This is a genomic window from Shewanella cyperi (assembly GCF_017354985.1).
GTDB lineage: Bacteria > Pseudomonadota > Gammaproteobacteria > Enterobacterales > Shewanellaceae > Shewanella > Shewanella cyperi.
On record NZ_CP071501.1, the window covers coordinates 21,968 to 44,258 of the forward strand.

General features: G+C 55.5%; 21 protein-coding genes. 10 read left to right on the plus strand and 11 right to left on the minus strand.

The window, feature by feature from the left end:
• Nucleotides 1-149: 149 nt before the first annotated feature.
• The 4 genes from tusA to fadB all read right to left on the minus strand — a co-directional run bounded on the left by tusA (nucleotide 150) and on the right by fadB (nucleotide 5,107).
• Complete coding sequence (gene tusA, locus JYB84_RS00085; protein WP_207321462.1) at nucleotides 150-395, minus strand: sulfurtransferase TusA; 246 nt, start codon at nucleotides 393-395, stop codon at nucleotides 150-152.
• A gap of 94 nt (nucleotides 396-489) precedes the next feature.
• Entirely contained in the window at nucleotides 490-1,635 is a 1,146-nt protein-coding gene (locus JYB84_RS00090; protein WP_207321463.1) for a GGDEF domain-containing protein, read from the minus strand.
• Nucleotides 1,636-1,777: 142 nt separating this feature from the next.
• Entirely contained in the window at nucleotides 1,778-2,941 is a 1,164-nt protein-coding gene (fadA, locus tag JYB84_RS00095) for an acetyl-CoA C-acyltransferase FadA (protein ID WP_207321464.1), read from the minus strand.
• Nucleotides 2,942-2,965: 24 nt separating this feature from the next.
• Nucleotides 2,966-5,107 carry a fatty acid oxidation complex subunit alpha FadB gene (gene fadB / locus JYB84_RS00100; RefSeq protein WP_207321465.1) on the minus strand — a complete coding sequence of 714 codons (2,142 nt, stop codon included), beginning with the start codon at nucleotides 5,105-5,107 and terminating at the stop codon, nucleotides 2,966-2,968.
• Nucleotides 5,108-5,388: 281 nt separating this feature from the next.
• Between fadB and pepQ the strand changes: the two genes are divergently transcribed.
• From pepQ to hemG, 4 genes are all read left to right on the plus strand, one after another.
• A complete protein-coding gene (gene pepQ, locus JYB84_RS00105; RefSeq protein ID WP_207321466.1) occupies nucleotides 5,389-6,708 on the plus strand; it encodes a Xaa-Pro dipeptidase in 1,320 nt (439 codons plus the stop codon).
• Nucleotides 6,709-6,710: 2 nt separating this feature from the next.
• Nucleotides 6,711-7,331 carry a YigZ family protein gene (locus JYB84_RS00110; RefSeq protein WP_207321467.1) on the plus strand — a complete coding sequence of 207 codons (621 nt, stop codon included), beginning with the start codon at nucleotides 6,711-6,713 and terminating at the stop codon, nucleotides 7,329-7,331.
• 71 nt (nucleotides 7,332-7,402) lie between these two features.
• Nucleotides 7,403-8,860 (plus strand): TrkH family potassium uptake protein, encoded by a 1,458-nt coding sequence (locus tag JYB84_RS00115; RefSeq protein WP_207321468.1) that lies wholly within the window; start codon nucleotides 7,403-7,405, stop codon nucleotides 8,858-8,860.
• Nucleotides 8,860-9,387 carry a menaquinone-dependent protoporphyrinogen IX dehydrogenase gene (hemG, locus tag JYB84_RS00120; RefSeq protein ID WP_207321469.1) on the plus strand — a complete coding sequence of 176 codons (528 nt, stop codon included), beginning with the start codon at nucleotides 8,860-8,862 and terminating at the stop codon, nucleotides 9,385-9,387. The genes JYB84_RS00115 and hemG overlap by 1 nt, the downstream gene beginning before the upstream one ends.
• A gap of 9 nt (nucleotides 9,388-9,396) precedes the next feature.
• On the opposite strand, the gene JYB84_RS00125 is transcribed toward hemG, so the two are convergent.
• From JYB84_RS00125 to def, 6 genes are all read right to left on the minus strand, one after another.
• Complete coding sequence (locus tag JYB84_RS00125) at nucleotides 9,397-9,702, minus strand: ArsR/SmtB family transcription factor (protein ID WP_207321470.1); 306 nt, start codon at nucleotides 9,700-9,702, stop codon at nucleotides 9,397-9,399.
• Nucleotides 9,703-9,775: 73 nt separating this feature from the next.
• The gene (locus tag JYB84_RS00130) at nucleotides 9,776-11,218 is read right to left on the minus strand and encodes a TrkH family potassium uptake protein (protein WP_207321471.1); all 1,443 of its coding nucleotides are present in this window, start codon (nucleotides 11,216-11,218) and stop codon (nucleotides 9,776-9,778) included.
• A 5-nt stretch (nucleotides 11,219-11,223) separates the two neighbouring features.
• Nucleotides 11,224-12,633 (minus strand): Trk system potassium transporter TrkA, encoded by a 1,410-nt coding sequence (trkA, locus tag JYB84_RS00135; RefSeq protein WP_207321472.1) that lies wholly within the window; start codon nucleotides 12,631-12,633, stop codon nucleotides 11,224-11,226.
• Between the two features lie 16 nt (nucleotides 12,634-12,649).
• The gene (gene rsmB, locus JYB84_RS00140; RefSeq protein WP_207321473.1) at nucleotides 12,650-13,930 is read right to left on the minus strand and encodes a 16S rRNA (cytosine(967)-C(5))-methyltransferase RsmB; all 1,281 of its coding nucleotides are present in this window, start codon (nucleotides 13,928-13,930) and stop codon (nucleotides 12,650-12,652) included.
• Complete coding sequence (gene fmt / locus JYB84_RS00145; protein WP_207321474.1) at nucleotides 13,927-14,880, minus strand: methionyl-tRNA formyltransferase; 954 nt, start codon at nucleotides 14,878-14,880, stop codon at nucleotides 13,927-13,929. Before fmt ends, rsmB begins: the two co-directional genes overlap by 4 nt.
• A gap of 15 nt (nucleotides 14,881-14,895) precedes the next feature.
• Nucleotides 14,896-15,399, minus strand: a complete 504-nt coding sequence (def, locus tag JYB84_RS00150; RefSeq protein WP_207321475.1) for a peptide deformylase — start codon at nucleotides 15,397-15,399, stop codon at nucleotides 14,896-14,898.
• Between the two features lie 124 nt (nucleotides 15,400-15,523).
• Between def and JYB84_RS00155 the strand changes: the two genes are divergently transcribed.
• From JYB84_RS00155 to JYB84_RS00165, 3 genes are read left to right on the plus strand one after another with little or no spacing between them, the layout of a single operon-like run.
• Nucleotides 15,524-16,630 (plus strand): LysM peptidoglycan-binding domain-containing protein, encoded by a 1,107-nt coding sequence (locus tag JYB84_RS00155; protein WP_207321476.1) that lies wholly within the window; start codon nucleotides 15,524-15,526, stop codon nucleotides 16,628-16,630.
• A 24-nt stretch (nucleotides 16,631-16,654) separates the two neighbouring features.
• Entirely contained in the window at nucleotides 16,655-17,731 is a 1,077-nt protein-coding gene (dprA, locus tag JYB84_RS00160) for a DNA-processing protein DprA (RefSeq protein ID WP_456114981.1), read from the plus strand.
• 2 nt (nucleotides 17,732-17,733) lie between these two features.
• The gene (locus JYB84_RS00165) at nucleotides 17,734-18,207 is read left to right on the plus strand and encodes a DUF494 family protein (protein ID WP_207321477.1); all 474 of its coding nucleotides are present in this window, start codon (nucleotides 17,734-17,736) and stop codon (nucleotides 18,205-18,207) included.
• Between the two features lie 58 nt (nucleotides 18,208-18,265).
• Here JYB84_RS00165 and JYB84_RS00170 read toward each other — a convergent pair whose 3' ends face one another.
• A complete protein-coding gene (locus JYB84_RS00170) occupies nucleotides 18,266-19,999 on the minus strand; it encodes a collagenase (RefSeq protein WP_207321478.1) in 1,734 nt (577 codons plus the stop codon).
• Between the two features lie 132 nt (nucleotides 20,000-20,131).
• Between JYB84_RS00170 and JYB84_RS00175 the strand changes: the two genes are divergently transcribed.
• The 3 genes from JYB84_RS00175 (at nucleotide 20,132) to hemF (ending at nucleotide 22,291) form a co-directional block, all read left to right on the plus strand.
• Entirely contained in the window at nucleotides 20,132-20,695 is a 564-nt protein-coding gene (locus JYB84_RS00175) for a DNA topoisomerase family protein (RefSeq protein ID WP_207321479.1), read from the plus strand.
• Nucleotides 20,696-20,797: 102 nt separating this feature from the next.
• Nucleotides 20,798-21,361: an L-threonylcarbamoyladenylate synthase gene (locus JYB84_RS00180; RefSeq protein WP_207321480.1), complete on the plus strand. Its 564-nt coding sequence runs from the start codon at nucleotides 20,798-20,800 to the stop codon at nucleotides 21,359-21,361.
• 12 nt (nucleotides 21,362-21,373) lie between these two features.
• Entirely contained in the window at nucleotides 21,374-22,291 is a 918-nt protein-coding gene (gene hemF, locus JYB84_RS00185; RefSeq protein ID WP_207321481.1) for an oxygen-dependent coproporphyrinogen oxidase, read from the plus strand.

The following is a 22,291-nucleotide window of genomic DNA, read 5'->3' on the forward strand; positions in this document are numbered from 1 at the left end:
TGTGATGTTGAGAACCATGAGCAACTGCGTATAGTTATTTTGTATACAGTTGGTTCAAAGAGCCTCTTTTATCTCACAAAATTGTGCTCAGGAAAACCCGATATCTGTTTCAAATGATGACCTTGGACGAACGGGCTGAAAGCTTGCGCTCAGAGGCCTTTCTTGATCAGGAAGCGGAAAGGGCTGCCGTTGGTGTCGCTGGCAACCAGGGTATGGTCCATAAATTGGCAAAAGCTGGGAATGTCGCGGGCGGTGGCCGGATCGTCGGCAATGATCAGCAGGGTCTCGCCCTCGGCCATGTGTCGCACGGCCTTGCGCACCATCATCACAGGCTCGGGACAGCGCAGTCCGAGGGCATCCAGTTGATGTTGTGCTTGGGTGTAAATATCGCTCATTGCCTTGGTTCGAATTGCTGAAGACGGCGCTAATCTTACTCCGTTCTGGCTTAAGCGCCAAGCCTTGCGGCCCGAATGTTCCACGTGGAACACATTAACGTATCTTGTGTACCTGGCTCGGCGTGCTGATAAGTTGCAATTCGGTTTCTTGCCCGGCCGTGGCTTCAGGCTGCGCACCGAGCATCAATCTGTGTTTCTGCTTTTCATCATACATGCGTGCGTCGGCGGCATCTATAAACTCTGCGGGTTCCATAAAATGCCGGGGACCGGTTTCTGCCATGCCGATGCTGAGACGTATTCCCTTGGTATCCCGCTTCAGGCATTCCTCAAACCGCTGTAAAAAGGTATCGCTGGCTTCCTGGGCGGTGCAGCTTGGCAGCAGCACGAAAAATTCATCACCGCCATAGCGAAAGCAGCTGTCCTCCGGGCGGGTTGCCTCTTTCAGGGCGTTGGCAACGGCGCGCAGCACATCGTCACCGGCCCTGTGGCCCTGGGAGTCATTAAAGTGTTTGAAATTGTCTATATCCATATAGATGCCGGTGACGGATTCGGTGCGACGCTCCGCCGCCCGCAACACCTTGGTGGCGGTTTCGACTATGTGACGCACATTGAGCAAGCCGGTGAGCGGATCGGTGCGCGACATTTCTTCCAATTGCTGGGTGCGTTCCTTGACCTTGTTCTCCATGCTGAGGGCATAGAGTTCCGCCTTGTCCTTGGCGTTTTCAATTTCAGACAGCATGCTGCGAATATAGGTATCAAACACCAGGCTGACATCGAACAGGATTAATTTATCCAGCGCCTTGATGCTGAGTTGATATTCTTCCTCATCCATCAGTCGGGCCAGGGTGTGGAAGATCAGTTCCTTCAGGGTATGTACCGCCGACAGATACAGCTTGGGTTCAACCCCAATGCGCTTATGGACCAGACCAATCCTCAGTCGGTTGTTGATGTACTCTATGTCATAACTGCCATTGAACAGGTCGAGAATATAGCGCCGTTGGGAGGCCCGCAGCCGTTTCAAGGTGTCCGAGTCACCGATCAGCAGGGCGATATCGGCCTCCGAGGTTTGCTGACGATAAAAGGCGTCCACTATGTCATCTATGTGGGCTGCTATGGCCAAGCTGGCTTGTTTCAGTATGGTTTCATCGGTGGCGGTGAAGCCAAACAGATGTTTTCTGTGCTCTATTTCAAGCTCGGTTATCCGCATCTGTTCGATAAGTGATTGTTCGGTAGGCAGCATCTCTGGACATCCTGTTCGCAGTACTTCACTTTTGGGGCATGGTGGCGAACTTAAGTAAAGGCGAGAGTTTCGCCAAAATCAAACAGATACCCAAATAAAACAGCCGGGCAAAAGCCCGGCTGTTTAAGTTGATGCCTCAGGATCAGACGCGTTCGAACACTGTGGCTATGCCCTGGCCCAAACCAATGCACATGGTGGCCAGACCCAGGGTGGCGTCCTTGTGTTCCATCAGGTTGATCAGTGTGGTGGAAATACGGGCTCCGGAGCAACCCAGCGGGTGTCCCAGGGCAATGGCGCCGCCATTGAGGTTAACCTTGTCTTCGACCACATCCATCAATCCCAGGTCTTTCACGCAGGGCAGAGACTGGGCGGCAAAGGCTTCGTTCAGTTCGATTACATCCATATCCTGGATGGTCAAACCGGCACGTGCCAGGGCCTTCTGGGTTGCCGGCACAGGGCCGTAACCCATGATGGCGGCATCACAACCGGCCACTGCCATGGAGCGTACCCGGGCGCGGATCGGTAAGCCCAGGGCGCGGGCCTTGGACTCTTCCATTACCAGCATGGCCGAAGCACCGTCTGACAGGGCCGAAGAGGTACCGGCGGTGACTGTGCCGTTGGCAGGATCAAACACCGGACGCAGGGCCGCCAGGGATTCCAGGGTGGTTTCCGGACGGATCACTTCATCGTAGTCAACCTTGAACAGGGCACCATTGGCGTCATGTCCTTCGATGGCATAGATTTCCTTGGCAAAACGGCCTTCCATCGTGGCTGCGTGGGCGCGCTGGTGTGAGCGCACGGCAAACTGGTCCTGCATTTCACGGCTGATGCCATGGAGCTTGCCAAGCATTTCCGCGGTCAAACCCATCATGCCGGACGCCTTGGCGACATTGGCGCCCAAGCCGGGGTGAAAGTCGACTCCGTGGGTCATGGGTACGTGTCCCATGTGTTCAACACCACCAATGATGAAGGTGTCGCCCATGCCTGTCATGATCGCGCGGCTGGCCTGGTGCAGGGCTTCCATGGAGGAACCGCACAGGCGGTTCACGGTAACGGCGCCGGCGGTTTTGGGGATACCGGCCAACAGTGACGCATTGCGGGCAATGTTGAAGCCTTGCTCCAGAGTCTGTTGCACACAACCCCAGATCACGTCTTCTATGGTGTTGGGATCCAGCGCCGGGTTACGGAGCAGCAGGCCCCTCATCAGTTCGGCGGACAGGGTTTCGGCACGAACGTTGCGGAATACGCCTGCCTTGGAGCGGCCCATGGGAGTGCGGATGCAATCTACGATAACAGCTTGTTTCATTGTGTAATTCCTTCCCTAATAGGCCTAGTAGTAGCTGCCGTTGTTGGCGGCGAGGTCGCGCATGGCATCGGTGACCTGATACAGACCGCCCAGGTGGGCATACTTGTCTGCCAGGGCGACGAAGTTAGCCAGGCCCATGGTATCCAGGTAACGGAAGACGCCGCCACGGAACGGAGGGAAGCCCAGACCGTACACCAGGCCCATATCGCCTTCGGCCGGAGAAGCGATGATACCTTCTTCCAGACAACGCACGGTTTCAATGATCATGGGGATCATGGTGCGGGCAATGATCTCGTCGGCTTCAAAGGACTTCTGCTCACCGAAGGCGGCCTGCAGCAGCTCATAGGCGACAACGTCCTGTTCCTTCTTGGGCTTGCCGCGCTTGTCGACGCTGTACTGATAGAATCCCTTGCCGTTCTTTTGTCCCAGACGTTGGGCCTCGTACATAACATCTATGGCATCTTTGCCATTCTTGCCCATACGATCGGGGAAGCCTTCGGCCATTACGGCCTGGGCATGGTGGCCGGTATCGAGTCCAACCACGTCCAGCAGATAGGCAGGGCCCATGGGCCAGCCAAATTGCTTCTCCATCACCTTGTCGATGGCGGCGAAGTCTGCGCCGTCGGCCAGCAGGCCGCTGAAGCCGGCAAAGTAGGGGAACAATACCCGGTTGACGAAGAAGCCGGGGCAGTCGTTCACCACAATCGGGGTCTTACCCATCTTGCTGGCGTAGGCCACCACAGAGGCTATGGTTTCGTCGCTGCTGTGCTCACCGCGAATGACTTCCACCAGCGGCATCTTGTGTACAGGGTTAAAGAAGTGCATGCCGCAGAAGCGCTCGGGATGCTTGAGACTCTTGGCCAGATGATTGATGGAGATGGTAGAAGTATTGGAGGCAATGATGGCCTCATCGCCCAACTGGGACTCCACTTCGGCCAGTACCATGGCCTTGACCTTGGGGTTTTCCACTACGGCTTCGACCACAATGTCGGCGTGTTTGATGGGGGCGTATTCCAGGGCCGGGGTGATGTTGTTCAGCACCTTGGCCATCTTGTCTGCGGTCAGACGACCACGTTCAACCTGGGCGGTCAGCAGTTTGGCCGCTTCATTGAGCCCCAGGTCCAATGCGCCCTGGGCAATGTCTTTCATGACTATGGGAGTGCCCTTGCTGGCGCTCTGGTATGCAATGCCGCCACCCATGATACCGGCGCCGAGTACGGCGGCCTGGTTGATGGCTTTGGCCTGCTTGCCGGCCTTCTTGGCCTTGCCCTTGACCAATTGGTCATTGAGGAAAATACCGATAAGGGCGGTAGCCACCTCGGTCTTGGCCAGCTTGATAAAGGCCTGGTGTTCGGCCTTGAGTGCTTCGGCCCGGCCTTGGGCGGCCACTTGCTCTATCAGATTGACTGCCGCCATGGGGGCGGGGTAATGCTTGCCTGCCACCGCGAACACCATACCCTTGGCCGTGTTGAAAGACATCATGGCTTCCAGCTTGGGCAGGGTCAGGGGGGCTTGCTTACGGGCACGGCGGGCCTGCCAGTCCAGTTTGCCGGCGATGGCATCCTTGAGCATGGCAATGGCTGCGGCTTCCAGCTGCTCTGGGGCTGTCACTGCATCAACGGCACCGACCTTGAGGGCATCTTCGGGACGCTGATCTTTGCCTGTGGTGATCCACTCCATGGCATTGTCCGCGCCTATCAGGCGTGGCAGGCGGACTGTGCCGCCGAAGCCTGGGATCAGGCCCAGCTTGGTCTCAGGCAGACCAATCCTGGCACTGCTGTCGGCGATACGGAAATCGGTTGCCAGTATGGCTTCACAGCCACCACCCAGGGCAAAGCCCTTCACGGCAGAGGCGGTAGGAAAGGGCATGTCTTCGAGCTTGTTGAATACCTGGTTGGCCTGTTCCAGCCAGGTCAACAGTGTGGCCTCGTCTTCGGCAAACAAGCCTTGGAATTCGGTAATGTCGGCGCCGACAATAAAGGCATCTTTGCCTGTGGTCAGCAGCAGCGCCTTGGCATCGGCGGCTTTGACACTGTCCAGCGCGGCATCCAGGGACGCCAGGGTTTCGCGATCGAACTTGTTGACCGAGCCGCTGGAGTTGAAACACAGCCGGGCAATCTTATCATCGGTCAGTTCGACCTCAATGGTAGGGCTTTGGTAGATCATGTGCTTGCTTTCCTTCTTGGTCAGGAGCCGGGGCCTGGGTCCTGGCTCTCCTTTTACAGCAAAGTCGGCCATCATTTGACCAGTTTGCCGCCCAGTGTGCGACTAATCCATAAAAATTACAACACCCAATTTAAACGGTTGTTTAATTGTTTGGCGGCTAGGGCGAAATTTCGCCTTTGTGATACACTGCCAGCATTCAGAGTAGTCGGCCAGCGCCTTGTTGTGGATATTCTTTTTCTGAGAGCTGCCCCGGCAAAATACCAATCACAGGACTCGCAATCATGGATAAACTGGCCCCGCTCTACGCCACCCACATAGCAGAACTCAACCGTCGCTACGCCGATATTTTGGCCAGGGAACAGTTGGATGGACTGATCATTCATTCGGGACAGGCACACAGGCAGTTTTTGGATGACATGAACTACCCGTTCAAGGTCAATCCCCATTTCAAGGCCTGGTTGCCTGTGCTCGACAACCCCAATTGCTGGTTGTTGGTGAATGGCCGCGACAAGCCGACGCTGATTTTTTACCGTCCGGTGGATTTCTGGCACAAGGTGGCCGATGAGCCCAACGCCTTCTGGAGTGAGTTTTTCGAGATTAAATTGCTCACCAAGGCCGACAAGGTGGCCGAGCTGTTGCCCGCCAGTCTGACCCGCTGGGCCTACATGGGTGAGCATCTGGATGTGGCCGATGTGCTGGGCATCAAGCACCGCAATCCGGAAGCCGTGATGAGCTATCTGCATTATCACCGCAGCTTTAAAACCGACTATGAGCTGGAGTGTCTGCGCCGTGCCAACCAGATTGCGGTGCGCGGTCATCAGGCCGCCCGAAGCGCCTTCTTCAATGGCGCCAGCGAATTTGAGATCCAGCAAACCTATTTGAGTGCCGTGGGGCAAACAGCCAACGAAGTCCCCTACGACAACATTATCGCCCTTAACCAGAACGCGGCCATACTGCATTACACAGCGCTGGAACATCAGGTGCCGGCCCAAAGGCTGTCTTTCCTGATTGACGCCGGTGCCAGTTATTTTGGCTATGCCTCAGACATTACCCGCACCTATGCCTTTGAGAAGAACGTATTCGACGAGCTGATTGCGGCCCTTAACCAGGTGCAACTGGACCTTATCGCCAAAATGCGTCCGGGCGTGCGATATACCGATCTGCATCTGGCGACCCACGACAAGATTGCGGCCCTGCTGTTGGACTTCAAGCTGGCCAGCGGCGATGCTGCGGGATTGGTGGAGCAGGGGATCACCGGCGCCTTCTTCCCCCATGGTTTGGGTCATATGCTGGGATTGCAGGTGCACGATGTCGGTGGTTTCTCCCACGATGAGCGTGGCACCCATATCGCCGCCCCCGAGCAACATCCCTTCCTGCGTTGTACCCGGATACTGGCTCCGCGCCAGGTGCTGACCATGGAACCCGGGCTGTACATCATAGATTCGCTGCTGGCCGAGCTTAAGGCCGATACCCGTGGCAAGCAGGTGAACTGGGATATGGTGGATCAGCTGCGACCCTACGGCGGCATTCGCATCGAAGACAACGTGATAGTGCATCAGGACAGAAACGAGAACATGACCCGGGATCTGGGTTTGGCCTGAGCGTGAGCGAGAGATACGTCATTCCTGCAGCCGAGTTGCTGCTTGAGGAAGAGATAAAACAGAGCCGTTTTATCACCCTGCTGTTTCACTGTGACTCAGAATCAAGGTTGAAGTCAGTACTTACTGACATTAAAAACCGCTTTCCCGGTGCCAGTCACTATTGTTGGGCCATGGCCTGTGGCGCGCCGGGAGCACAAAGCGGACTCGGCTCCAGCGATGATGGTGAACCGGCTGGCTGCGCCGGTCGTCCTATGTTGGCTGTGCTGAGTGGCAGCGACTTGGGTGAGATTGGTGCCGTGGTGGTGCGTTACTACGGTGGCACCAAGCTGGGAGTCGGTGGTTTGGTGCGGGCCTATACCTCGGGTATTAAGCAGTTGCTGCGTCAGATGCCCCAAGCCATAAGACAACTGCGTTATCCTGCCAGTATCGAGTGCAGTTACGGGCAGCTTAAAGATGTGGAATTTCTGCTACAGCAGCTGGATGCCGAAATTTGCGATCGCAATTTCGCTGAACTTATCAAACTGAACTTTTTGTTGGCCTTGGATAAGCGGCGGGAGCTGGAACTGGCGCTGGCTACCCAGTCAAAGGGCCTGCTGCGGGTTTGTTATCAGGACGCTAAATAAGTGGCGATGAGCGGGATTTGTGCGAGAATAGCCGCCGAATACACTGAGCTGGGATCTTCAGAAGCGGCAGCATGCATTTTAGAACCATAACCCGAATTACAGGCCTGTTGATGGGGCTGTTTTCCATGACCATGCTGCCTCCGGCCCTGGTGGCCATATTGTTCAAAGATGGCGGTGGTACCGCGTTTCTGCAGGCATTCGTGGTCTGCCTGCTCCTCGGTTTCCTGTTTTGGTACCCCAATCGTCGTCATCATGCCGAGCTGCGCACCCGTGAAGGCTTTCTGATTGTAGTGCTGTTCTGGACGGTACTGGGATCCATTGGGGCCTTGCCCTTTATCTTTTCCAAGGAACCGGATCTGAGCTGGACCGACAGCTTTTTTGAATCCTTTTCTGCCCTGACCACCACGGGTGCGACCGTGATTGTCGGCTTGGATGACCTGCCAAAGGCGATTCTCTTCTACCGGCATTTGCTGCAATGGCTGGGTGGCATGGGGATCATCGTTCTGGCCGTGGCCATTTTGCCCGTGTTGGGCATTGGTGGGATGCAGCTGTATCGGGCGGAAATTCCCGGGCCTGTGAAAGACAGCAAGATGACCCCCCGCATTGCCGAAACCGCCAAGGCGCTGTGGTATATCTATCTGCTGCTGACCCTGGCCTGCGCCGGCGCCTATTGGATTGCCGGTATGACAGCCTTTGATGCGCTCTGTCATGCGTTTTCCACCATAGCCATTGGTGGCTTCTCTACCCACGACGCCAGCATGGGTTATTTTGATAACCCGGCTATCAATATGATTTGCGTGTTTTTCCTGTTGGTTGCGGCGGTCAATTTCAGTGTGCACTTTGCCGCTTTTTCACGCCGGGGCATTAATTTGCGGGTGTATTTCCGCGATACCGAATTCAAACTGCTGTTGGCCATCCAGCTCGTGTTGGTGTTGATTTGCTTCGCAACCCTTTACCACTCAGGCATCTACGACTCGCCGGAGGAAACCCTGGACTACGCCCTGTTCCAGGCGGTGTCCATTTCCACCACCGCGGGCTTTGGTACTGAGAGCTTCCATCAATGGCCATTGTTCCTGCCCATTCTGCTGATCTTTTCCAGCTTTATCGGTGGCTGTGGCGGTTCTACCGCCGGTGGCATCAAGGTGATCCGGGTTTTGTTGCTGCTGCTGCAGGGCTCGCGGGAACTGAAACGCCTGATACACCCCAGGGCCATGTTTTCCATCCGGATCGGCAACACAGCCCTGTCTGACCGGGTAGTGGATGCTGTGTGGGGCTTCTTTTCCGCCTATGCGCTGGTGTTTGTGTTTTGCATGTTGGCCCTGATGGCCATGGGCATGGACGATATTACCGCCTTCAGTGCCACCGCTGCCTGCCTCAATAACCTGGGTCCCGGCCTGGGTGAGGTGGCCAGTAACTATGCCGGTGTCAGTGATGGTGCCAAGTGGATATTACTGCTGGCCATGTTGTTTGGCCGATTGGAAATCTTCACCCTGCTGGTGTTGTTTACCCCGACCTTCTGGAAGACCTGATGAAAACATTACTCATTTATTCGACCGTCGATGGCCAGACCCTGTCCATTTGTGAGCGCATCCGCAACTGCTGTCAGGCCGCCGGTGAGCAGGTAAGCCTGGTGTCTCTGGATAAGGTTGGTGAGCTGTCATTGGATGATTTTGACAAGGTGCTGGTGGGCGCCAGCATTCGTTACGGTAAACACAGGCCCGAGCTGCTGGCCTTTGTGAATGAACACTGTGAACGGTTGGCGGCAAAGATTAATGCTTTTTTCACCGTTAATGTGGTGGCCCGCAAACCGCTGAAAAACACCCCTGATACCAACCCCTACATGAAGAAATTCCTGTTGCAGTCCAAGTGGCAACCACAGCAGTTGGAAGTCTTTGCCGGCAAGATTAGCTACCCATCCTATGGCTTTTTCGACAAACAGATGATCCGTTTCATCATGTGGCTCACCAAGGGGCCAACCGATGTGACCGGCACCTTTGATTTTACCGATTGGGAACAGGTACAGCGATTTGGTGAGGCTTTTGCCGCCCGCAGTTAACTGCAGCTCTTAACTACAGTAGCGCAGGTGCAGGATGGAGATGATCTCGGTGACCTGGGCATCCTTGAGTTTGTAATAGACTATCTGTGAACTCTTGCGGGTATCCACCAGATCTTCGGCCCTGAGCACCGCCAGATGCTGGGACAGGGCCGACTGACTCAGCGGCACCTTGGCGTTGAGCTCGGTCACGCTCATTTCGTTATCCAACAGCAGACAAAGGATCATCAAGCGGTAGGGATTGGCTATGGCTTTGAGCCACTTGGCCGCTGTCTCGGCATTGTTCACCATGGCATTGACATCTATGGTATCGGACATGATTCACTCACAGCATTGATGATTAGATAATTCTAATTGAAAGTGGCCACCGCGGCAATTTAGCTGTGGCAGTTCAATAGCGCCAGAATCCCGGGTGGAACAACACTGCCACGGTCAAGATTTCCAAACGCCCCAACAGCATACCGATGGACAGCGCCCACTTGGCTACATCGGGCAGGCTGGAAAAATTCCCCGCCGGACCTATGACCGGGCCCAAACCCGGCCCCACATTGGTGACCGCCGTAATCGCGCCTGTCAGACTGGTGACGGGGTCGAGCCCCGTCAGCACCAGCACCAAAGACAGCGCCGCAATCACTGTCAGGAACAAGAGCACGAAGGTCACCAGAGAGCGGATAATGTCTTCGCTGATGGTGCGGTTGTTATAACGCTCCCGGAACAGACCATTGGGGTGGAATTGCTGCTTCAACTGTTCGCGCATAATGGCACCGGCGATTTGCAGCCGGAAAATCTTGATCCCGCCGGAGGTGGAACCGGAGCAACTGCCGATAAACATCAGAAACAGAAAGGCTACGTTGGCCAAAGCCCCCCAGTTACTGTAATCGGTGAGGCCGTAGCCCGTGGTGGTGACCACAGAGACCACGTTGAAGCTGGCCAGGCGCAGCGCATCGAGAAAGGGCAGCTGTTTTTCCATGCTGAGCCAGTAACCCAGTGCCACACTGGTCAGCAGCAGAAATGCCAGAAAGCCTTTGACCTGGGCATCGTTCCAGACTTGCAAACTGCCGCTGCGGATCATCTGTACAAACAGCAACAGCGGCAGGCCGCCGGCAGCCATAAAGGCCACTCCGACCCAGTGCGCCGCAGGGCTGAAATGGGCCATGGACTCATCTGAAGTGGAATAACCGCCGGTGGAGAGTGTGGTCATGGCGTGGTTGATGGCTTCAAACCAGCTCATCTGGGCCTGGTGATAGCAGATGGCACAGAGTATGGTCAGCAAAATGTAGATGTAGAACAGTTCCTTGGCCATATCCTGGGTGCGGGGCGTGGCCTTGTCACTCCAGTCGGACGATTCGGTGCGGAACAGCCTCATACCACCGACGTTGAGAAAGGGCAGTACCGCCACCGCCATCACGATAAAGCCTATGCCGCCAAGCCACTGCAGCAGTGAGCGCCAGATCAAAATGCTGTGGTCCAGGGCATCCAGGCCTGAGAGCACAGTGGAGCCCGTGGTGGTGATCCCCGACATGGTCTCAAAGAAGGCATCGGTATAGTTGATACCGTGGTACAGGGTGAAGGGCATGGCCGCAAACAAACTGACAATGAGCCAGGTGAGGCTGGTCAGCATAAACATATCGCGGATATTGAGCTTAATTTTCTTCTGCTGTCCGCTGCGGATACAAAAGCTGGCCGCGATTCCCGTGACCACGGTCGCGCTCAGGAAGGCGCCCACTGTCTCCTCGCCATAAATCAGGGCGAAGGTCAACGGTACCAGCATAAAACCGGCCAGCATCGACAGGAAGGTGCCAAGAATGAACAGCAGCGGCTTGAAGTTGAGCATGGCTATCAGAAGAAGAATGCGCTGGGTTGGAACAGACGCTCGACTTCGCCCACGAACTTCTTGTTCACCAGGAACAGGATCACGTGGTCGCCTTGTTCTATGACCGTCTTGTCATGGGCCATCAAGACTTCTTCGTCTCGCACTATGGCACCTATGGTGGTGCCTGGCGGCAGCTTAATCTGACCGATCTGCTTGCCGACCACCTTGGAGGTACTGGCATCACCGTGGGCAATGGCTTCTATGGCTTCCGCGGCACCGCGGCGCAGTGAGTAAACGTTACAGATGTCACCCTGACGTATGTGGGTCAACAATGCCGAGATGGTGGCCTGCTGGGGTGAGATGGCGATATCGATATTGGCTTCCTGCACTATGTCCACATAGGCTTCGCGCTGGATCAGCACCATCACCTTCTTGGCGCCCATGCGTTTGGCGAGCAGCGCCGACATGATGTTGGCCTCGTCATCGTTGGTCACGGCGATGAAGACGTCGGTTTGGTCTATGTGCTCTTCCAGCAACAGCTCCTGATCGGAGGCATCGCCGCAGAATACCGTGGTGTATTCCAGCTTTTCAGACAGGGCCTCGGCACGCTCGGCCCTGTGCTCAATCAGCTTGACCGAATGGTTGCGCTCCAGCTTCTTGGCCAGGCCCATGCCTATGTTGCCGCCGCCGGCGATCATGATATTGCGGTAGCTGTTGTCGAGCTTTTGCATTTCACTCATGACGGCGCGGATGTGGCGGCTGTCGGCCACGAAAAATACTTCGTCATCGGCCTCGATGATGGTGGTGCCGCGGGGCATGATAGGGCGACCCTGACGGAAGATGGCCGCCACCCGGGTATCAATATTGGGCATGTGTTCCCGCAGCGCCGCCAGGGCGTTGCCCACCAGTGGACCACCGTAATAGGCCCTTACCGCCACCAGGCTGAGCTTGCCTTCGGCAAACTCAAGTACCTGTAAAGCGCCGGGATATTCAACCAAACGCTGAATGTAAGCGGTCACTAACTGCTCGGGGGCGATCAGCTCATCTATGATGAAGCCACCGCGGGTACGGTTGTCGCTGTTTTTGGTTTCACTGTCGATAAACAGCTTTTCCTGCATGCCCAGGTACTGCTCGGAGCGGATCCGGGCAATCTTGGTGGGAGTACCGAACAGGGTATAGGCAATCTGACAGGCGGCCATGTTGCATTCGTCGCTGTTGGTTACGGCGATCAACATATCGGCATCTTCGGCGCCGGCTTCACGCAACACCCCGGGGTGAGCGCCGTGGCCCACCACGACCCGCAGGTCATACTTGTCCTGCAGGGTACGCAGCTTGCTTTTGTCGCTGTCGACTATGGTGATGTCGTTGTTTTCACCGACCAGGTTTTCCGCCAGGGTTCCGCCCACTTGGCCGGCGCCCAGAATGATAATTTTCATGGCCTTTGCCTAATCCCTAAAGAGTCGCTTTTTTCAGGCGGGCATAGAAGAACCCGTCCATGCCATCCTGTCCCGGCAATATTTGCCAGCCGATGGCCTGGGGATCCGCCTGTTGTGGCAGCGCGTCCAGCCTGGCATCGGGGGTGCGGGCCAGGAACGCCGCTACCTGGTTACTGTTCTCGTCCGGCAATATGGAACAGGTTGCATACAGCAGTGTGCCACCGGGTTTCAGCCACTGCCAGCAGTGATCCAGAATTTGTTTTTGTAACTCAGCCAGTTCTTGAATATCCGAGTCCTTCCGGAGCCACTTGATGTCCGGATGGCGGCGAATAACGCCGGTGGCCGAGCAGGGGGCATCCAGCAAAATGCGGTCAAACCTTTCACCGCTCCACCAGCTGTCGATATTGGCTGCGTCGCCGTGGATGACCTTGGCGTTGAGCGCCAGGCGATCGAGATTTTGCTGTACCCGTTCGAGGCGCTTGCTGTCGGCATCCACCGCCAGCAATTGGATATCCGCCAGTTCCAGCAGGTGGCAGCTCTTGCCGCCGGGCGCGGCACAGGCATCGAGTACCAGTTCACCGTCCTGGGGGGCCAGCAGTGTGGCTGCCCATTGGGCGGCGCCGTCCTGAACCGAGACAGCACCCTCGGCAAAGCCGGGCAGACGGCTGACATCGGTGGCAAATTCCAGCTCAATGGCATCGTCACTGAGACCGGGACGGCAATTGATCTCGGCCGCCACCAGCTTGGCTATGTACTGGTCGCGGCTTTGTTGGCGCCGGTTGTTGCGCAGCCACATGGGTGGCCGCTGGTGGCTGGCTTCCACTATCTGCGGCCACTGTTCATAGGCGGCTTTCAAGCGTTTCAGCAGCCAACCGGGATAGTTGTATTTGAGGGTGTCGTTGCTTTCCGCCAGGGCCGGGATCTGCCGCTGGATATTGCGCAGCACACCATTGACGACCTTGACCAGGCCTTCAAATTTGAGTTTGCGACAGGCCTCGGCAGTTTCGGATATGGCGGCGTGTGCCGGAACCCGGGTGAAGTAAAGCTGATATACCCCCACCAACAACAGCTGGTGGACTATCCGCTGTTTGCCCTTGAGCGGTTTGCTCATGAACTGGCTGACGCAATGGTCCAATTGGGGCAGAAAACGCATGACGCCGTAACACAACTCTGCCAGCAGAGCCTTGTCCTTACCGTCGCTGAGCAATTTTTGCTGTTCCGGCAGGGCGACCGACAAAGATACACCGCGCTCCAGCACATCGAAGACCGCTTTGGCAGCCAGGGCCCTCAGGTTCATGCCTGGCTCCCGATCACTGTGCCAGGGGTAAACCATTCACCGCGGCTGTTGAGTATGTCGGCCACTGCCATGGGCTTTTTACCCGGCAGTTGCATTTGCTTTATTCGCAGCAGGCCATCCGCCGTTGCTATGTCCAGACCTTGTTTACCGGCGGCCACTATTGTGCCTGGTGCCTTGTTACTGCTTTCCGCCAGCGGTTCGGTTTGCCAGACCTTGATGGTTTGACCCTGATGTTCGAAATAGCTGACCGGCCAGGGATTGAATGCGCGAACTTCCTGCCACAGTTGGCGGGCGGGCTTGCCGAAGTCGAGGCGAGCCTCTTCCTTGCTGAGCTTTTCGGCATAATTGGCCAGGGACTCGTCTTGCTTCTCTGCGCTCAAACCGCCCTCGCTGATGGCTGCCAGCGCGTTGAGCAGCGCCTCGGGCCCCAGCTCGGCGAGTTTTTCGTATAAAGAGGCAGAGGTGTCTTCCGCTGCTATGGGCAAATGTGCCTTGAGCAGCATGTCACCGGTATCGAGGCCCACATCCATCTGCATTATGGTGACCCCGGTTTCGGCATCTCCGGCCCACAGGGCCCGCTGTATGGGAGCGGCACCACGCCAGCGTGGCAGGATGGAACCATGGACATTGATGCATCCCAGGCGTGGGGTATCGAGCACCAGCTTGGGCAAAATCAGGCCGTAGGCCACCACCACCATGATGTCAGCCCCCAGGGCTGCCAATTCTTGTTGTGCGTCCTCTTTCCGCAGCGACTTGGGTTGGAACACTGGGATATTGTGTTCCAGTGCCAGAGACTTGACCGGGCTTGGGGTCAACTTTTGCCCACGTCCTGCGGGGCGATCCGGCTGGGTATAGGCCGCAATAACCTGATGTTCACTGCTGAGCAGAGCCTGCAGATGGCGGGCAGCGAAATCCGGAGTGCCGGCAAAGATAATTTTGAGAGGCTTCAAAACGTTTCCTGATGGTTATTTTTCCAGACGGGCGGCTTTTTCCAGCTTTTGGCGTATGCGCTGGCGCTTGAGCGGAGACAGGTAGTCAACGAACAGCTTCCCTTGCAGGTGATCCATTTCGTGTTGAAGGCAGATGGCAAACAGCTCATCGGCTTCGACGGTGAATTCTTTGCCGTGACGATCCTGAGCCTTCACTGTGACAAACTCGGCCCTGTCTACCTTGGCGTAAACGCCGGGTACAGACAGGCAGCCTTCTTCGTTGCAGAAGTCTCCGCGCTTATCGATGATTTCTGGATTGATAAAAACGGTTGGACGCTCGATGTCGTCCTGTAAATCCATCACGATCAAGCGTTGGTGAAAATCCACCTGGGTGGCGGCCAGACCTATGCCTTTTTCTTCATACATGGTCTCGAACATACTGTCGATTTGGGTCTGCAGCGCTTCGTTGAATTCTGTGACCGGCGCTGCAATTGTGCGCAGTCTTTCGTCTGGGAAGCGTAATACTTTCAATAATGCCATAGTTAAACTCTTAACAACTCTGTCAAATCTATGCCAGTTGGTTATACTGACTTTGCTATTGGATCAATTTTAATCTGTAGCGACAATCAATAACAGCAAAAGCTCGTCATAAGAGCTAAACAACATGGACGCTACCATGAAACGGTTAATTTTATTCGCGTTAATGTCGGTCACAAGTTCGTTGGCGTTGGCAGATACCCTGACTCTTAAGCCTGGCCACCCGGACTCCTATATAGTGCAAAAGGGGGATACCCTGTGGGATATATCTGCCCAGTTCCTCAATGACCCTTGGCGTTGGCCCAAACTGTGGGGAGCCAATCCCCAGATTGCCAACCCCCATTTGATTTATCCGGGGGACCGCCTGACTCTGGTGTTCATTGACGGTGAACCCAGACTGGTGGTCAAGCCACAGCTGAGAAAGAGCCCGGAAGGTCGCAAGATGGCCAAAGACGGGGCTGTTCCGGCCATAGACCTGGCATTGATCCAGCCTTATCTGGTCAATAATCGGGTGGTCGACCCCGATTGGTTCGGCCAGCAACCCCTGGTGCTAGGTGGTGAAAGCCCCTCACGCTTCCATGTCAGCGACAACATTGTTTATGTGCATGCCGAACTGCCCAAGGGCCAAAAGTTGGGTATCTACGACGCAGGCCGCATTTTTACCAGCAAGGTGGACGACAGCGTACTTGGCCAGGAAATTATCCTCAGTGCCAGCGGTCGGGTGGTCGAGTCCGGTCCCATCTCCAAGGTGGAGTTGCTGACCAACCTCAAGGAAACCCGCGCCGGCTTCCGCGCCATCGCCATTGAAGATGACTCCCTGATGTCGGCCTACTTTATGCCCAAGCCAGCTCGTGTCACTGAACCTGCCTATGTACTCGGTTCAGAGAAAAAGCTGCGGGAAGTGGGCAAGTTGGATGTGGTCTACATCAGCCAGGGCAGCAGCACAGGCGTAGAGCCCGGTGATGTGTTCTCCATTTATCGTGATGGTGAAACCGTGGTTATCGATGATGAAGGCATGCCCGTGTCGACCATAGATCGCAACGCCTATGAAAACCTCCTGGCCAAGTTTGGTTCGGAGCAGGCCATCAAGGTGCCGGACATCTATCATGGCAACCTGATGGTATTCAAAGTGTTCGATAAGGTCAGCATGGGGCTTATCATGGTCAATGACAGACCTGTGCGTGCCGACGACAAGCTGACCGTGCCAGAGAGTGCCAACCTGCGGAGCGAATAAATAGCAGAAACCCTGGTCGACTGGTTGGTTGTCGGCGCTACCTCCGGGTTGGGACCGGCCCGGATCCGGCAACTGCTCACCCACATGGACGTGGCAGAGCTCAGTCAGAGGTTGCAAGGGGATTTGGCCTCTTTGCCTCTGTCATCGGCCCAGCTGTCCAGACTTGCTTACGATCCCGCAAAAGTTGAACTGGCCCTGGCCTGGCGAGAACGCCAGGCCAACCACCATATCCTCTGTTGCAGTGACCCCCTTTATCCCCCGTTATTGAAGCTGATTAGTGACCCGCCCCCTGTGGTTTTTGTCAAAGGTAGGGCTGAAACCTGCCTTTATCCAGCCATTGCCATGGTCGGCAGCCGCCATGCCAGCGCCACCGGGCTACAGACCGCATCCTGGTTGGCTGCGGAGCTTAGTCGGCTGGGATTTGTGATTAGCAGCGGTATGGCGGCGGGCATAGATGGTGCAGCCCACTGCGGTGCCCTGGATGTTCAGGGACTGTCGCTGGCGGTGCTTGGTACCGGGGTGGATTGTATTTACCCCAAAGGTCATGGCCGCTTGTACCATGCCTTGGTGGATAAGGGCTGTGTAATGAGCGAATACTGGCCCGATACTCAAGCCTTTGCCGGTAATTTTCCCCGTCGCAACCGCATCATAAGTGGTATCAGCCTTGGGACTCTGGTGGTGGAGGCTGCGCGCAAAAGTGGCTCCTTGATTACCGCCCGGATGGCCCTGGAGCAAGGGCGGGAGGTGTTTGCCGTGCCGGGGCATATTTTGGATGAGCAGCATCTGGGCTGTCATGATTTGTTGCAATCGGGGGCAAAACTTGTCACCTGCGCTGCCGATATAGTGGAAGAGCTGAGTACTTTATTGCTATGCCAGCTTGAAAAGCTGCCGCCAAGCCCCCAGATAAGGGCCGAGCGCAGCTCCCAGTTGCCATTTGCATCGCTGTTGGCTAGTGTAGATTATGAAACAACATCCTTAGACAGGCTGGTGGAACATAGTGGAAAACCAATAGATATTGTTTTGGAACAATTGCTTGAGCTTGAATTGCAGGGTTGGGTTGCGCAAGTGCCCGGTGGTTACGTCAGACTTAAGAGGAACTAGCCATGTTTGATATCCTCATGTATCTATTCGAAAACTATGTTCACAGCGAAGTGGAGATGATGGTCGATGAAGATCAACTGACCAAGGAATTGACCCGCGCCGGGTTTCATCAGTCCGAGATCCTCAAGGCTTTGAGTTGGCTCGAACATTTGGCCGATTTGCGCGAGAGTGACACTCCTTATCTGTGCGATCACAACCAACATTCCTTCCGTATATACACTCCTGAGGAAACGGAAAAGCTGGATGTGGAATGTCGGGGCTTCCTGATGTTCCTGGAGCAGATTAACGTGCTCAGCGTCGAAACCCGTGAAATGGTGATCGACAGGGTGATGGAGCTGGATGAGTCTGTGTTGGTGCTTGAAGATCTGAAATGGGTCATCCTTATGGTGCTGTTCAACGCGCCGGGTCATGAGTCGGCCTACGCCCAAATGGAAGATCTGGTGTTTGAACAACCCGAGGGCAGGTTACATTCCTAACCTCAACACCCAAATCAAAGGAGACCATCAGGTCTCCTTTGTTGTTTATGGGCTTGGCTCAGTAGTGAAAATGCTGCTCATCCTGAATTAAATGGGCAGGTCTTAAATAGTCACGGTAGGCATAACGATTTTGTTTGCGTGGGTAGCTGACCGGCGCTTCTTCCTCGGTTTGTGGCCGCAACGCTCCCAGCCACAGGGTGAATGCTTCCTGCTGCTCAGTGGCAATCTGTGCCAGCAATTCCTCGTATCCGCCAAAGTAATCCCGTTTCAGCCATTGGCTGAGCTGTACCAGGGCCTGGGGCTGCTGCTCGGCCAAAAAGCGGATCGCCAGATAGCTCCACTTGTAGGTGCGCTCCAGGCCGTCACTGTAGCGGGTGGCGAAAATCTCTGCCAGGGAGGGGGCCTTGTTTGCCATATCGCTGGCCAGGGTTTCCGCTTCCGCATTATCTGCCCCCTTGCTGATGTATTCCGCCAGTCCTTCGGACCACCACACCAGTTTTTCAGGGAAATGGCCAAAGTCGCCGTATTTCACGTAGCGACCATCGAGATAATGCACGTACTCGTGGTTAAGGTTCCAGACGGCAAACTCGGGTGCAATCCACCATTGGCGAAAGGCAAAAAAACTGGCCTGATTCCCCGGTTTGGATGGGGTACCTTCGATATACATGCCGCCATTATCCGTACTGATATCAAACAGCAATTGGCCGTAGGCGTTGTATTGACTCCAATTTTTAAAGGCGACCACCTGCAGTGAGTCATTGCCATCATTGGCCGTGGGACTATGGGCGGTTGTCAGCAAGTCATGAAAGTCTCCCTCCTGGGAAATCAGCCGCTGACAACTGAGTTCAAACTCTTCCTGACTTAAATCCTGAGCCAGCACATAGAGTCGGGGAGAGCAGTTATGCCTTTGGGGTAATACCGTCTGCTGATCGGGAATACGACACAGGCTGGCGTTGTCGAGACAGGCCTGCCGACCACCGAAGCGATTGACATGATATCCCAGGGTATAAGCATCCCGGGCGGCATCGCCCCGCTTGGCCACGTCGGCCATGGCGATTTTGGCGACGGCTGCGTCCAGTTGCAGCTCCTCTGTGGTCGCTTTTCCTTCCGGGTCTGATGGCAGCAGTAAGCGGTATTGGCCCAGGGCCCAGTAGGCATTCATTCGCGGCCAATCCTCATCTTGACGTAAAGACTCTGTGGATGCGGCAAAGTCGAGGAGGGCTTGGTCGACTTTGGCTTGCAATAACACCTTGGCCAGGCTGCTATCCGGTTGTTTTCGAGCTTCGTTTAACAGCAGGCCGAAGGCGCGCAGGGTTTCCCACAGGGCATAATCGCCGGCAAGTGAGCTCTCTTGCTGCGCAACTTGGCGCAACTGGTTTATCAAGATGGGAAGCAGGGGGGCAAGTTCATCTCCGCGTTCTTTGTCGGCAAAGAAGCGATAGCTTACCACTGCCAGTTGTTCCTGGCTGCCGTGGGAGTCTAGAAACAGTCGGCTGTGGCTCAGTGCCTGTAGGGCTGCCGCGAGTTGGCGGTAGTCCGCAGCATTGAGCTGATCCGGGTTGCCGAAATAGCTGTAGGCCCGCAGATAAGTGAGCAGTTTCTCGGGAGCCAGGGTATCGGACAGGGCAGCTGTGGCTTGTTGAAAGTTGGTCCGGGAATATAGCTGACTGTCAGGCGCCAACTTGATTTGGTGTTGGTCCGGTGCTGTGAGGTGCTGGTGGGTTAAGCCTTGATGGCTACAGGCCGTCAGCCAGAACGTGCCACAAAAAAGCAGAAGCAACTTGCCTTTCATTCAATCCAATCTCCTTTTTGAATATTGCATGCAATATATCATCATCGGTTGGGAGATCCAGTGTTAATGCTTACCTTTCCCTGAAGCAGCACTGCTTGCTAAAATAGCGGCTATTGCTGTGGCGAGGTTCCCATGTCCAAAATTGATTCAGACCTTTTCAGTGCCCACGAGCACGCACTGGAAAAAGAGTACGAGCTCTGCCCCGAGTGCGGCAGTGAGCTGTCGGTCAGGCACAGCAAACATGGCAGCTTTATCGGTTGTAACAACTATCCCAACTGCCAGTACACCCGCCCCCTGGTGCAACACGAAGCCATGGAGGCCCAGGTCATTGAAGGATCCCAGTGTCCCGAATGTGGTCACGAGTTGGCGGTTAAATCCGGTCGTTTTGGTATCTTTATCGGTTGCACCCAATATCCTTTGTGTCATCACATAGAAAAGCCGGAACACTCAGATGAGGCCGAGGTTGTGCCTTGTCCCCAATGCAAGCAGGGGACCCTGGAACACAGGACCAACAGGTATGGCAAAGGTTTTTACGCCTGTAGCTGTTACCCTAAATGTAAGTTCCTGGTGAATTATCCCCCTGTTGCCGAGTCCTGCCCCGATTGTGGCTTCGGCATTCTGGTGCAGCGCAAGGGTAGCGCCGGACTCAGGTTGGAATGCCCCAATAAGCCGTGCAAGTTTAAAAGACCACTCTAGCCCGTCTATTTTGCGCTGGTGCTTATGCTGGTGCTGACAGTGCTTGCCGCTATAATGAAGTCGCATCTCTATCAATATTGAATTCAAAATCAAGGTAATAACATGCTTCACCTCGAACCGTCGGCTATCGCTGACGTGATTGCCACCGGCGGCGTGATCGCCTATCCAACAGAGGCTGTGTATGGACTGGGATGCGACCCTGACAATCTGAGCGCCGTTCAGGCGCTGTTGGATGTCAAGCAAAGGCCCTGGGAAAAAGGCCTGATCCTTATCGCCAGCCGCTTCGAGCAATTGCTTTCGTACCTGGATTTATCCGCAGTGACAGAGCAGCAACTCACCGCAGCGCAAGCCAAATGGCCCGGCCCCTTCACCTTTGTCATTCCGGCAAAGGCCGAGGTCAGCCCTTTGCTGCGTGGCAGCTTCAGCACCATAGCCGTGCGGGTAAGCGCCCATCCGGGTGTCAGAACCATGTGTGATGCGATAGATAAGCCTTTGGTGTCCACCAGTGCCAATCTTGCCGGTGAGGAGCCTGCTCTGACCCTGGCGGAAGTGGAAACTCAATTCAGCGGTAAAATAGCGGCGGTGGTCTTGGGTGAGCTGGGCACAGCGCGTCAGCCATCAACCATCATTGATATTCAAACCGGCCATATTTTCAGACAAGGATAAAAGGATTACAGCATGGGACTTCCGAATGCCGACGAGGTAAAAGCGTTTTTATTGCAGCTGCAGGCTGACATTTGTGCCGGTCTGGAAAAGTTGGATGGCAAGGCCACTTTTGTCAGTGACAGTTGGCAGAGAGCCGAAGGCGGTGGCGGCACCAGCAAGGTGCTGACCCAGGGGGCCGTGTTTGAACAGGCCGGGGTGAACTTCTCCCATGTGACGGGCGCAGCCATGCCGGCATCGGCTACGGCACACAGACCCGAGTTGGCGGGACGCAGTTTTGAGGCGATGGGTGTTTCCCTGGTGATCCACCCCAACAACCCCTATGTGCCGACCACCCACGCCAATGTGCGTTTTTTTATTGCCCGTAAAGAGGGCGCCGATCCCGTATGGTGGTTTGGCGGTGGGTTCGATCTGACGCCCTATTATCCCTTCGAGGAAGATGTCATAGAGTGGCACAGACATGCCAAAGCCCTGTGCGAACCCTTCGGAGAAGAGGTTTACCCCAAATACAAGAAATGGTGCGACGACTACTTCTTCCTGCCACACCGCAATGAAACCCGTGGTGTCGGCGGACTGTTTTTCGATGATCTGAATGAGTGGGGCTTTGAGCGCTGCTTTGACTTTATGCAGGCTGTTGGCAAGGGTTTTCTCACCGCCTATGCCCCGATAGTCAAAAGGCGTAAGCACACAGAATTTGGCGAACGGGAGCGCGACTTTCAGTTGTACCGCCGTGGCCGTTATGTGGAATTCAATCTGGTATACGATCGCGGCACCCTGTTTGGACTGCAGACCGGTGGCCGTACCGAGTCGATTCTGATGTCCATGCCACCCTTGGTGCGTTGGCAATATGCCTATGTACCCGAAGCCGGTACGGCTGAAGCCAAGCTATACGAGCATTATCTCAAACCAAGGGATTGGTTGGCCCTGGGCTGA

Coding starts and splice junctions, on each gene's coding strand:
- tusA (WP_207321462.1), bottom strand. CDS start 395: ATGAGCGATATTTACACCCAAGCACAACATCAACTGGATGCCCTCGGA.
- JYB84_RS00090 (WP_207321463.1), bottom strand. CDS start 1,635: ATGCTGCCTACCGAACAATCACTTATCGAACAGATGCGGATAACCGAG.
- fadA (WP_207321464.1), bottom strand. CDS start 2,941: ATGAAACAAGCTGTTATCGTAGATTGCATCCGCACTCCCATGGGCCGC.
- fadB (WP_207321465.1), bottom strand. CDS start 5,107: ATGATCTACCAAAGCCCTACCATTGAGGTCGAACTGACCGATGATAAG.
- pepQ (WP_207321466.1), top strand. CDS start 5,389: ATGGATAAACTGGCCCCGCTCTACGCCACCCACATAGCAGAACTCAAC.
- JYB84_RS00115 (WP_207321468.1), top strand. CDS start 7,403: ATGCATTTTAGAACCATAACCCGAATTACAGGCCTGTTGATGGGGCTG.
- hemG (WP_207321469.1), top strand. CDS start 8,860: ATGAAAACATTACTCATTTATTCGACCGTCGATGGCCAGACCCTGTCC.
- JYB84_RS00125 (WP_207321470.1), bottom strand. CDS start 9,702: ATGTCCGATACCATAGATGTCAATGCCATGGTGAACAATGCCGAGACA.
- JYB84_RS00130 (WP_207321471.1), bottom strand. CDS start 11,218: ATGCTCAACTTCAAGCCGCTGCTGTTCATTCTTGGCACCTTCCTGTCG.
- trkA (WP_207321472.1), bottom strand. CDS start 12,633: ATGAAAATTATCATTCTGGGCGCCGGCCAAGTGGGCGGAACCCTGGCG.
- rsmB (WP_207321473.1), bottom strand. CDS start 13,930: ATGAACCTGAGGGCCCTGGCTGCCAAAGCGGTCTTCGATGTGCTGGAG.
- def (WP_207321475.1), bottom strand. CDS start 15,399: ATGGCATTATTGAAAGTATTACGCTTCCCAGACGAAAGACTGCGCACA.
- JYB84_RS00155 (WP_207321476.1), top strand. CDS start 15,524: ATGGACGCTACCATGAAACGGTTAATTTTATTCGCGTTAATGTCGGTC.
- JYB84_RS00165 (WP_207321477.1), top strand. CDS start 17,734: ATGTTTGATATCCTCATGTATCTATTCGAAAACTATGTTCACAGCGAA.
- JYB84_RS00170 (WP_207321478.1), bottom strand. CDS start 19,999: ATGAAAGGCAAGTTGCTTCTGCTTTTTTGTGGCACGTTCTGGCTGACG.
- JYB84_RS00175 (WP_207321479.1), top strand. CDS start 20,132: ATGTCCAAAATTGATTCAGACCTTTTCAGTGCCCACGAGCACGCACTG.
- JYB84_RS00180 (WP_207321480.1), top strand. CDS start 20,798: ATGCTTCACCTCGAACCGTCGGCTATCGCTGACGTGATTGCCACCGGC.
- hemF (WP_207321481.1), top strand. CDS start 21,374: ATGGGACTTCCGAATGCCGACGAGGTAAAAGCGTTTTTATTGCAGCTG.